This is a genomic window from Alteromonas sp. ALT199 (assembly GCF_018619335.1).
Classification (GTDB): Bacteria; Pseudomonadota; Gammaproteobacteria; order Enterobacterales; family Alteromonadaceae; genus Alteromonas.
The window spans coordinates 27,190-38,415 of sequence record NZ_JAHHDX010000147.1; the positions used below are offsets into that span (position 1 = coordinate 27,190).

The window sequence follows — 11,226 nt, forward strand, 5'->3', positions numbered from 1 at the left end:
TGACTTAGTCAGTATGAAGATAAAACAGCATTAGCTGCAATACGCCTATGACACCAACGGCGCTTGGTACAACTTTTCTGCAAAATAAAAAAGCCATTCGCTTTCACGAATGGCTTTCAAATTCTATGGGTAGTCTTTAAGTTTTACTTAGAAAGAACCAATCAAAGATAAACGCGCGTTGATTGGTGCGCCAACTGTAACCTGATGCGTAGAGTGTGCATTAGGGAAGTAAAGCGTATCAGTTAAGTTTTCTACGTTTAGCTGAAGACGAGTTTTGTCGCTAAGTGTATAGTACGCCGATGCATCAACACGGGTATAGCTTGGCAGTACAGGCGACGTAGCACTTGTCGATACCTTGCTTTCGTCTTGATATGTTGCGCCAATACCGAAACCAAATACTTCATTCACTTCATAGGTTGTCCATACTGACATGGTATTCTCCGGTAACTCACGAAGCTCCACACCACTTGCATTCTCGCCGTCTAGGTTGCTGTAGTTAGCAGTAACGTACCACTTGTCAGTGATATATCCTTGAAGCTGTAGCTCAAAACCAGAAACCTCTGAATCTACTTCCACGAAGCTTTCTGCATCGTTAGGGTCGTTATCAAGTGACGTTTGCTCATTTTCAAAGATAGCGGCTGTAAAGCTCATGCTGTCATTGAAATCCCACTTAATACCAATTTCTTGGTTAGTGAAAGTATCTGGGTCAAGTGCGTCTGCATCACCGTTGATATTGGCATACTGCTCGCCACTACGGGGTAAGAATGACTCGCTGTAGCTTGCGTAAATTGAGATGTTTTTTCGCGGCTTGTAAACAAGGCCCGCACGCGGTGATACTTCTTCATCTTTTCTGCTGCGTGTTTCAGCCGCCACAACGTTGAACACCTCAATATCGAAGCTATCAAAGCGCGCCCCTAGCACTAAGTCAAAGTTATCTGAAAGTGCAATCTCGTCTTGAACGTAGAAAGAGTAAACATCAAGGTCTACGTGTGTGTCGTCATTGATATCAGAGAATGTTGCAGTTACCGTTTCGCCAGCAGCGTTAGTGCCGGTTAGGCCTCTGAAACTAAGTGGGCGAGATACATTAAACGCTTCTCTATCGCCATCTGTAGAATCAAATACAGGGTTATAACGGTCTTGGTTCGACTTGGTGTTAATAACCTCACCGCCAAAAATTACCGTGTGTTCAATGCTGCCTGTTGCAAACTCGCCTACTAAGTTTGAAGACAAGATAAGGTTTTCACGCTGAGTAGTATCTACATAACCGTCAAGGGTTACTACCTCAGTATCCGCGTTGTAACCCGCTGCGTAAAAGTTAGAGTAAACTTTGTCGTAGTCACCGTAAAAGGCATTGAAGTTACCTTTTAGGTTATCAGAGAACGTATGTTCAACGTTTGCACGGAATACATCGGCGCCTAGAGTTTGGTAGTTATTGTATGGGTCGCCAAACACAATTTCTTCGAAGGCTTCAACTGGCTCACCGTTCGCCGTTGGCACACCACGGTCAATGAAACGCTCATGGTCGATGTATTCGTATGACACATCAACAATGGTGTCGTCGCTCACTTCAAAGCGTGCAGTTGGATTAAAGCCATAGCGATCACCATAATAAAAGTCGCGGTGGTTATCTAGGCTTTCGTACATAGCATTGATACGAAGCGCAGACTTATCGCCCGTATCAACGTTTGTATCTAGCTGAAGATTGTAAGCGCCAAACGTATTAGCAGAAACGTTATAGTTTACGAACTTTTCGCTCGTTTTCGCTTTTTTAGATACACGGTTTAAAATACCACCTGTACCGCCTCGACCGAATAGCAATGCATTCGGTCCACGAAGGATTTCTACTTGTTCAACGTTATAAAGCGCACGATAGTATTGAACGTCATCGCGATTACCATCTAAGTAGAAGTCGGCTGTTGAACGTACACCACGAAATACTACTGCGTCACGGTGACCTTCACCTTGAGACGTATTAACACCTGGTGCGTAATCAATAATTTGTCCAATACTTGTAATACCACGCGCTGTAATTTCTTCAGCGGTGATGATTGATAAGCTTTGCGGTACGTCGATGATAGGCGTAGGGCTCTTTATAGAGTTAGATTGGTTAACTGAAAGGTACTTACCTTCTACTGTTAGTCTTTCGATGTCTTCCATATCAGCAGCTAGCACAGCTGGGCTTAACATTATCGCAGTAGCAATACTTGTAAGTTTAAATTTCAAAACTACTCTCCAAGTGTTCTTAAAGTGTTGTGTGTTTATTGGCAACCAAGAACCTTTTTATTCGCAATGCTTTTTAAGTTGCTAGCTTTTCTAAACCGCTCAACTTTCAGCTCGCTTCGCAATTGCAAATAATAATAGTTGCCATTTGTGGTCAGGATAATATAGAAAAAATGGCAAGTTGACGAGAGTAAATACAGTAAAATTTAAAAACTCTTTATAAATTTTCTTAATTAAGTGTACATATTTAAACCAATAGCTAAGCAATTTGAGTGAGAGTTGCTGAAAAGGTACTTTCTTATGTCAAAGAAAAAAGGGAAGTGCATCGTCTTTGTGAGCAAAAGACTACAGAAATTTGCGGCCTGTTAATTCGCCTGAGATTATCTTGTAAGGCCGGATAGGAATTTTTAAATTAGCCTCTTATGCAAAACGGATGATCTGCAGAGAAGCGTAGCTTTGGGTTCACTACCCTACCCTACACTACGGCATAGTGCCCAAGTACCAAAGCAACTGTATTTTTAGCAAGTTTGCGCTTATCTTCATTAGTCATTACATCTTCTAATTTGAATAACTGCGGCCAGAAACATTGCCCTTTTACCAAACTGTCAATTTCATCAACAACACGATTTAAGTCATCGAACTCAATCTTGTTATCTGCTTTTGCCGCTTTAAGCCAGCGATGCAATGCTGTTTCTTGTGCCTTTAACTGGGCAACTTCATCTTTCAGCTTGTCAGGGTCATAAAAAAAGTGCCCTATTGCGACCCTTGAGATATCTAAATGTTCTTCGGTAACGGTAAATTCAATGTCTTGAAGAATTAGCTCGCAAAGCTGTTCCGAAATATCGCCCTCAGGGTCATACTCCAGCGTTACGCTCGCCTTGGCATTTTCAAATTGCTTTGTCACCAAGTGCATCACCAGATCTTCTTTAGTGGCAAAATGATTATACACAGTGCGCTTCGACACGTTCGCCAGTTCAGCCAGCTTATCCATACTGGTGCCGTTTACGCCAAACTCTTGGAACGCCTGCGTGGCCGCTTGAATGATGGCTTCGCGTTTTATATCGCTACGTGTACGTGTGTTGCTTACCATATAGAAATTCTCAAAATTTAGTTGTCCGCTATTTGACGCCAATCATTTTACACCGAACAGTTTACTTTTCAATGTAATCACACTAAAATGCACTCACCAGTTTACTTTAAGTAGTAGTGAGTTTCGTCACTGTTGTTAAATTCATCACTACTTAGAGGTTCATACATCTATACTTTATTTACCCTGACAATGGATTACACACACCTATGTCCGCAATGCCATTTTCTCACATATTTTTCTTAAGCGTTTTGTCTATTTTAACCCTAAGTGCTTGTTCTTCTGAAGAACCTACTGAGCAGAGCTCTCAAGCTGCACCGCGCTACGTGAAGCTTGCTACTGTAAGTAATATTCCTGATTTTGATGAATTTACCTTTCCTGCGGTTGTGTCGGCGGTGAAGACAGTAGATTTAAGCTTTGAAGTTTCGGGTCGACTTATTCAAACCGACCTGGTGACCGGTAGTGACATCAATAAAGGAAAATTGCTGGCCACTATCGATCGCAAACCATTTCAACGCCGCGTAGACGAATCAAAAACTCGACTAGATCAAGCCAAACGAGAGCTCGATAGAATTGAGAAAATGTTTGCACAAAAATTAGTTGCACAGAGTTCACTGGATACGGCAAAAACGTCCTACGAACTTGCGGTCATCGACCTTAAAAATGCAGAGCAGGATCTAAGCTATACGCAGCTTTATGCACCGTTTGACGCGAAGGTGTCTCAGCGTCTAGTTGAAAACAACAGTTTTGTTGGTGCGGGTACGCCAATAGCGCGCCTGCAGGATGTATCTAAAATCTATTTCAATATTAATGTTCCTGAGCGACTGTTAACTGCCAATATTGGTCGTGGCATCAAACAAGCCAGTGCAACCTTGGCCACCAATCGAAGCGAGTGGTACCCGGTTAACTATGTAGAACACTCAACACAACCGGATCCCGTGTCACAAACCTATGAAGTTGTATTTGCTATGGAGCCACGCGAAGAGTTGCCGCTAACACCGGGGGCACGCGCAGTAGTAAAAGTAAGCCTACAAGGTACGCTATACCCTGAAGGCTTTGTTGTACCTGTAAGATCGCTCGTAGGTGACGAAGATTCTGGCTTTGCAGTGTGGCTATATAACGATGAAACGAGTGCAGTGACAAAGCAACCTGTAAACGTTAAGCATATTGAAAATGAGCTAGCGATTATTGAAAGTAAAAGCGAGATATCACTGGGTCAACAGGTGGTGGCCGCTGGAGCAACACAAATGCGTGCAGACATGAAAGTACTTCCTTATAAAGGAGAGAAGTAACTTATGGATATTGCACGCTATTCAATTGATAAACCTGTCAACATCTGGTTAATGGTAGTCATTCTGCTCTTAGGCGGCATTTTAGCTATGAGCAAAATTGGCCGCTTAGAAGACCCCGCTTTTACTATCAAACAAGTAAAGGTATACACCAGCTATTCTGGAGCCAGTGCTGAAAAAGTGGAGCGAGAAGTAACAGAACGCTTAGAAATTGCCATTCAGCAAATGCCACAGCTAAAGAAAGTGACATCAGTTTCCTCTCCGGGCCTTTCAGAAATAACGGTCGAAGTTAAAAGTACTTACGACACTAATCTATTGCCACAGATTTGGGATGAACTAAGAAAGCGACTTCGCGACACGACAAGTTCGTTGCCAACTGGAGCACAGGCCCCGGTGGTATTCGATGATTTCGGTGATGTGTACGGCCTTTACTATGCACTAAGTGCCCCTGATTTTGATACCCGTGAGCTTCGCGAGTTTGCAAGAATAATTCGTCGTGATTTGCTCACTACAGAAGGCGTCGCTAAGGTAAATGTGACAGGTGTTCAAAATGAGCAAATAGTCGCGTATATCAATCCCTATCAACTGGCGGGTTTAGGCATTTCGTTTCCTGATCTCACCACCCTTTTTGAAGATAACTTACGCCCGTTCAATGGCGGCCGCATTAAAGTTGACGAAAAAAATGTGCGTTTAATTGTAGAGCGAGCCCCAGATAAGCTTGAAGAGATTTCGAATCTGTCTGTGGTAGTGCCAGGCACTAACCGCTCGCTTAGAGTTGCCGATATTGCCACGTTAAAACTAGAGCCTGCAGACATTCAACCGGTTTACGTGCGCTACAACGGTGAAGAAGCACTAACGCTCTCTGTATCAGCCTTGACCGACGTAAACATTGTAGATGTAGGTAAGCGCGTTAACGAAAAGGTGGAAAAGTTAATTCAAGAGTTGCCAGTTGGCATTACGCTTACCCCAATATAGACCAAGCCTCGATTGTTGATGACTCGGTAACAGGTTTTATTAATAACCTTGTGATGTCAGTCGCGGTTGTTACGTTAACTCTATGCTTGTTCATGGGATGGCGCTCGGGTGTAGTTGTAGGCTCAGTTTTACTGGTTACAGTACTAGGTACCATACTCATAATGTGGCTAATGGATATTCAGCTTCAGAGAATATCGCTAGGTGCCATGGTTATCGCCATGGGCATGCTGGTAGATAACGCTATTGTGGTAGCCGAAGGAATGATGCTACGCATGGCTACCGGCTCCACGGCTAAAGAATCGGCTAGTTTCATCGTTAAACGCACACAGTGGCCGCTGTTAGGTGCAACAGTCATTGGTATTGCCGCATTCTCGGGTATTGGCCTTTCAAATGATGCCACTGGTGAATTCCTTTACTCTTTGTTTGCCGTAGTGTTGGTTTCACTTATGATTAGTTGGGTGCTAGCGGTAACCCTAGTGCCAGTGCTTGGGGCGTATTTCTACCGCAAAGGCATTGGTCAAACCACAGGAAACGAACTCTCTGCATCGCAACGCTGGTTTAAACGAGCATTGCTTGGTGCACTCAAACTTCGATGGGTAACCATTGGCGCCCTGTTTGTCATTACTATTGTGGCATACGGAAGCTTCGGCATGGTAAAGCAAGGCTTCTTCCCTCCGTCAAACGCGCCGCTATTCTTCGTGCACTATTGGGGCCCGCAAGATAGAGATATTCGTGCCACTGAAGTTATTGCTAAAGAAGCAGAGGCTCGCATTTTAGAAATGGACAACGTAACTGCGGTAACCACCTTCATTGGACAAGGCGCAGACCGTTTCACCCTTACTTATGCTCCGAAGAGCGCTAACGAAAACTATGCCTTCTTCATGATTCGCGCTAATGAACTAGAAAGTATACCGGCTATTCAGTCGGCGCTAGCCGACAAGCTCACCGACCTCGATTTCGACGCGAGCTTTTACATGGAGAGAATGCAATTTGGACCCGGTTCGGGTGCTAAATTAGAAGCCCGTTTCTCTGGTCCTGATACCGAAGTACTGAGAGAATTAGCTGAACAAGCTAAGGTCCTTCTTTTTGCTGACGGACAGGTGAAAGACGTACGTCATAACTGGCGAGAAAAAGGCTTTGCTATCAACACGCAATTCGACAATTACAATGCGGGCATTGCTGGTGTATCACACAATGACTTTAGCCAAACTATTCAGTACGCAAGCAACGGTGTTCAGCTTGGCACAGTGCAAGACGGTGACTATGCCTACAATATTATTGCTAAGATGGGTAAAGCAGAAGACACCGAACTTCAATCAATTCGCGAATCGCAAGTCTGGTCTACCCAGCAGCGTCAATACGTGCCTTTCACGCAGGTATCGCAAGGCTTAGAGTTAATGACTGAAGAAATGCGTATTCATCGCCGCGACCGCGTGCGCACTATTACGGTAGAAGCCGAACCGGGTGACGATGAGACCGCGGCGAAAGCTCTGGCTAGAATTCGCCCGCTTATTGAAGATATTGAACTGCCAGCAGGCTATTCCTTGGAATGGGGCGGCGAGTTTGAAAGCTCTAGCGATGCGCAACAGGCGTTGGGTGCAGGATTACCTGCAGGCTTTTTGGTAATGTTTATTATCTCAGTATTGCTTTTCGGACATGCGCGTCAACCGCTAATCATTTGGCTTGTGGTACCTATGGCCGTGGTTGGTGTTGTCACAGGTTTACTTAGTACCGATATGCCGTTTGGCTTTATGTCGCTACTGGGCTTTTTAAGTTTGTTCGGTATGCTTATTAAAAATGCCATTGTACTCATTGAGGAAATTGATCTTCAAATTGAGGAAGGCTTAGCCATCAGACAAGCTATTGTCGACGCCACCATCAGTCGTGTTCGTCCTGTGTCATTGGCGGCGGTCACTACCATATTAGGTATGGCACCGCTGCTGTTCGATGCGTTCTTTGCCGACATGGCTGTGACTATTATGGGGGGCTTGGCGTTTGCCACTGTGCTTACTCTGATCGCTGTACCTGTACTTTACAGTCTGCTGTTTAAAGTAAGTTACCGTCAAAGCTAACGCTTAAGCCCTCTTGGCCTCTCTACCGAAAAATACGTTAACCTTGGTAGAGGGGCCACTACCCATTCAAAGCAACCTTAATTATAAATAAATCCTGTCTAGCTAACGCTTTGCCTCTACCCTACTCTGCATAAACTTCATAACATCGCGCCACGATACCATTCCTACTGGGTGCATTTTGCTATCAATAATCGGGATACAAGAAATTTTGTGGGAGTTAAATAGTTCAATAGCGGAAAATACAGAATCTGTTGGGTTTAGCGTAATCACTTCGCGAGTCATTATTTGATGCGCACGTTTATCTAATGTCGCCCGGTCAAGCATGCGCTCGCTTAATGTATCCACAAAAGGACTAATCGATTTCATCAAATCTCTATCAGATATAATGCCCTGTAGCGCATTGTCATGAACCACTATCAGGTGATGAAACCCTGTCGCAGCAAAAAGCTCTCTTAAAGACTGTAAGCTATCGTCCATGTGAACACTTACTACTCGTGTAGACATGATTTTCGATAAACTCATAGATCCTCCCTGTTTATTTATAGCGATGGCTTAGCTCATATTTAAAATATGATATCAGCGTCACTTAATGACAATAATTTAAATAAGCTTCAAAAAAGCGCGTACTGCGTACTTTCATACGTAGGTTCATTGAGCATAACAACGCCACTATGCGTAAGGGTTTTCCCCCATAGCAACGGCTACGCAAAACAGGCGTAAGTCTAGCTCAAGTTGGTGATAATCAGGCTCTATATAACAGCAAAGTTTATAGAAAGCTTTATTGTGGTCTTTCTCTTTAAAATGCGCCAACTCGTGTACCACCAACGCTTTCAGCAAAGACTCTGGAGCAAAAAGCAAATCTTTATTAATAGCTAAATCGTGTTTACGGGTCTTGCCTTGCATTCGGTAGGTATGGGTACCTAATGCGTTCGTTACCATGTCACATTGCTTTTTAAATGCAGCACGCCCAAACGGCGGCGCATTCTTAAGGTAGCGTTTTTTTAAATCGGTAGCATATTCATAAAGCAATTTATCCGTGGTTATGTCATGAGCTTGGGGGTATTTTTTTAACAAGTAAGCCTTTAGCTGACTGTTTGAAATAAGCTGAAGCGCCTGCTCCACAATAGTTGGGGGGTAACCATTAAAATACCGAGCATATTCATTCACGTTTTGTATCTCCTTTGCAGGGGGAATTATAAAGCATTTGAGCGTAGTGATCAGCGAGGACTTTTCTGCTTATTTTTTTGAAGGTAAGCAGAATATAAAAAAGCCGCAGCAACAAAGTTACTGCGGCGAAGGGCGTGCTAAGGGAAGCACTACGGGAAGTTTGTTTAAACACCAGAGGATAAAACTATTCTACGGTAACTACGACTTTACCCACAGCTTTACCACTTGCCAGACGGTCATGTGCCTGTGCTATCTGCTCAAAAGTGAAATTTTCTGCATCTATAATTGGTTTGAGCGCACCAGCATCTACAATGCTTGCCAGCTGTTTAAGTATTTCGCCATGGGCTTCTCGGCCCACGTTGTGAATCATAGGAAGTAGCATAAACACCACGTTTAGACTTAAACCTCTGAAGTGAACAGGTGATAAGTCGGTCTCTAATAGGGATAGCGTGGTAGATATCTGGCCGTTTAATTTCGCGGCTGCAAATGAGTTTTGAAGGTTATTGCCGCCTACCGTATCGAAAATTACGTCAAAGCCGTTACCGCTTGTATACTTGCTCACATAATCTTCAACAGATTCACTGCGAAAATCGATGTAAGTTGCGCCTAAAGACTCAATAATGTCTTTTTGCTCATCAGAACCGCCCGTCGCAAAAACGGAAGCTTTCATATGTTTTGCAAGTTGAACCGCAATATGTCCTACACCACCAGCACCGCCGTGAACTAATACATTTTGCCCCTCACCAGTAAGTGCACGAGTTAGTCCTTCGAACGCAGTAATACCAACAAGAGGAATGGCTGCCGCTTCTTTCATTGAAAGAGACGCTGGCTTGTGAGCAATTAAGCGAACATCGGCAAGCATTTTTTCGGCAAGTGAACCTTGTAAATCACCTAAACCACCTGCACAGCCGTAAACCTCATCGCCTACTTTATATTCAGTTACACCCTCACCAACAGCTTCAATGGTACCTGCGAAATCCATGCCCAACACCCCAGGTAATTGAGGCGCGAAAGGTAAATCTGCGCCAGACTGGCGAATCATCATATCAATAGTGTTAACACTGCTTGCTGCTATACGCACAATAACGTGACCTGCCTTTACGGTAGGCTCTGCAATATCGTTTTGCGTAAATTGTTCAGAACCGCCAAATTCGTTTATTACCATCGCTTTCATGATTAAGCTCCTTTAAAGCCTGTTGTATGAGTACGGAACTAATCATAAACACTAGAACTCCAGATGATAATTAGTGTATAAAGGCATACAGTTTTTAGATTTTATTGATAATCCAAATGAACATAGAACACCTTAAGCTTTTTGTGCGTATTGCGAGCACTGCAAACATCAGCCTAGCTGGGCGTGAGCTCAACATTTCACCCGCTGTCGCGAGCGCACATATTGGTAAACTTGAAGAAACGCTTGGTGTTCGATTAATCCACAGAACCACCAGAAAAGTGTCACTTACCGATGATGGAAAGCTTTTTCTTCCCCATGCTCAAGAAGTGCTAGACAGCATTGAAACTGCACAAGCTGCTGTCGGTAGTGGGGCACAAACGCCGCACGGGACATTACGCGTTACCGCCCCTGCGTCCTTTGGTCGAATGCATTTAGTACCTGCGATCCCTGAATTTTTAGAACAATACCCAAAGCTAAATATCGACTTCCGGTTTAGCGACAGTATTTTGGACGTGGTAGAAGGTGGCTTTGATGTTGCCATTCGCGATGCAGAATTGAAAGACTCAAATTTGCACGCGAAAAAACTTGCTGATGACAAACGTATTATTGTCGCCGCCAAAAGCTATATAGATAAATATGGCGTGCCAGAAACACCATCCGATTTAAAAAACCACAAAATAGTAAACCTGACAGGGCTAGAGGTGTGGGACTTTAAGGGAGCCCATGGGGTTACATCGGTGAAAACGCCTAATCATTTGCGTATGGATAATGGTGAAGCGGTACGCGATGCTTGTATTCAAGGCTGCGGTATAACCCTTACTGCTACCTGGTGCAGCTCTCCATATTTAGAGAGAGGTGAGCTAGTGCAAATACTACAAGATTACCCGCTTACTTCCGACTGTGCACTATGGGCAGTGTATCCTAGCAACCGTTTATTAGCCCCAAAAGTTCGCGCATTTATTGATTTCTTAGCCGACCGTTTTAGCGGCACGCCTTATTGGGATGAAAAGCTAAACGGTGTTGTAGCGTAAAGCGGTATTAATCAAACAGGCTTCATCTTCAAGTTTATTATTTAATAAAAACACAATTTTTCAGTTACTTCTTAGTTTCTCTACTATGCTTGTACTAAAGTAAAATTGTCATCACATATTGTTTTAGGCAACATTTATCACAGACTTTAAATTGGGTAAAAATGATGAAAAAGCCGTACTTGTTCTTCACGGCCATCTTCAGTTTGCTTCT

General features: G+C 43.7%; 7 protein-coding genes and 1 pseudogene. 3 read left to right on the top strand and 5 right to left on the bottom strand.

What is annotated here, in order from left to right:
• Positions 1-147 precede the first annotated feature (147 nt).
• A complete protein-coding gene (locus tag KL866_RS16205; protein ID WP_214996007.1) occupies positions 148-2,223 on the bottom strand; it encodes a TonB-dependent siderophore receptor in 2,076 nt (691 codons plus the stop codon).
• Positions 2,224-2,695: 472 nt separating this feature from the next.
• Positions 2,696-3,310 (bottom strand): TetR/AcrR family transcriptional regulator, encoded by a 615-nt coding sequence (locus KL866_RS16210; RefSeq protein ID WP_025254646.1) that lies wholly within the window; start codon positions 3,308-3,310, stop codon positions 2,696-2,698.
• A gap of 206 nt (positions 3,311-3,516) precedes the next feature.
• Here KL866_RS16210 and KL866_RS16215 point away from each other — a divergent pair, with 206 nt between their 5' ends.
• Entirely contained in the window at positions 3,517-4,599 is a 1,083-nt protein-coding gene (locus KL866_RS16215; RefSeq protein ID WP_214996009.1) for an efflux RND transporter periplasmic adaptor subunit, read from the top strand.
• Between the two features lie 3 nt (positions 4,600-4,602).
• A pseudogene (locus tag KL866_RS16220) lies at positions 4,603-7,643 on the top strand (efflux RND transporter permease subunit).
• Between the two features lie 102 nt (positions 7,644-7,745).
• On the opposite strand, the gene KL866_RS16225 reads toward KL866_RS16220, so the two are convergent.
• From KL866_RS16225 to KL866_RS16235, 3 genes are all read right to left on the bottom strand, one after another.
• On the bottom strand, positions 7,746-8,165 hold the full coding sequence (locus tag KL866_RS16225; protein ID WP_025254643.1) for a CBS domain-containing protein: 420 nt from the start codon (positions 8,163-8,165) through the stop codon (positions 7,746-7,748).
• A gap of 147 nt (positions 8,166-8,312) precedes the next feature.
• Positions 8,313-8,810: a YgjP-like metallopeptidase domain-containing protein gene (locus KL866_RS16230; protein ID WP_214996011.1), complete on the bottom strand. Its 498-nt coding sequence runs from the start codon at positions 8,808-8,810 to the stop codon at positions 8,313-8,315.
• Positions 8,811-8,994: 184 nt separating this feature from the next.
• Positions 8,995-9,984, bottom strand: a complete 990-nt coding sequence (locus KL866_RS16235) for a zinc-dependent alcohol dehydrogenase family protein (RefSeq protein ID WP_214996012.1) — start codon at positions 9,982-9,984, stop codon at positions 8,995-8,997.
• A 116-nt stretch (positions 9,985-10,100) separates the two neighbouring features.
• Here KL866_RS16235 and KL866_RS16240 point away from each other — a divergent pair, with 116 nt between their 5' ends.
• Positions 10,101-11,015, top strand: coding sequence for a LysR family transcriptional regulator (locus KL866_RS16240; RefSeq protein WP_214996013.1), 915 nt, complete (start codon positions 10,101-10,103; stop codon positions 11,013-11,015).
• The last annotated feature ends 211 nt before the right edge of the window (positions 11,016-11,226 follow it).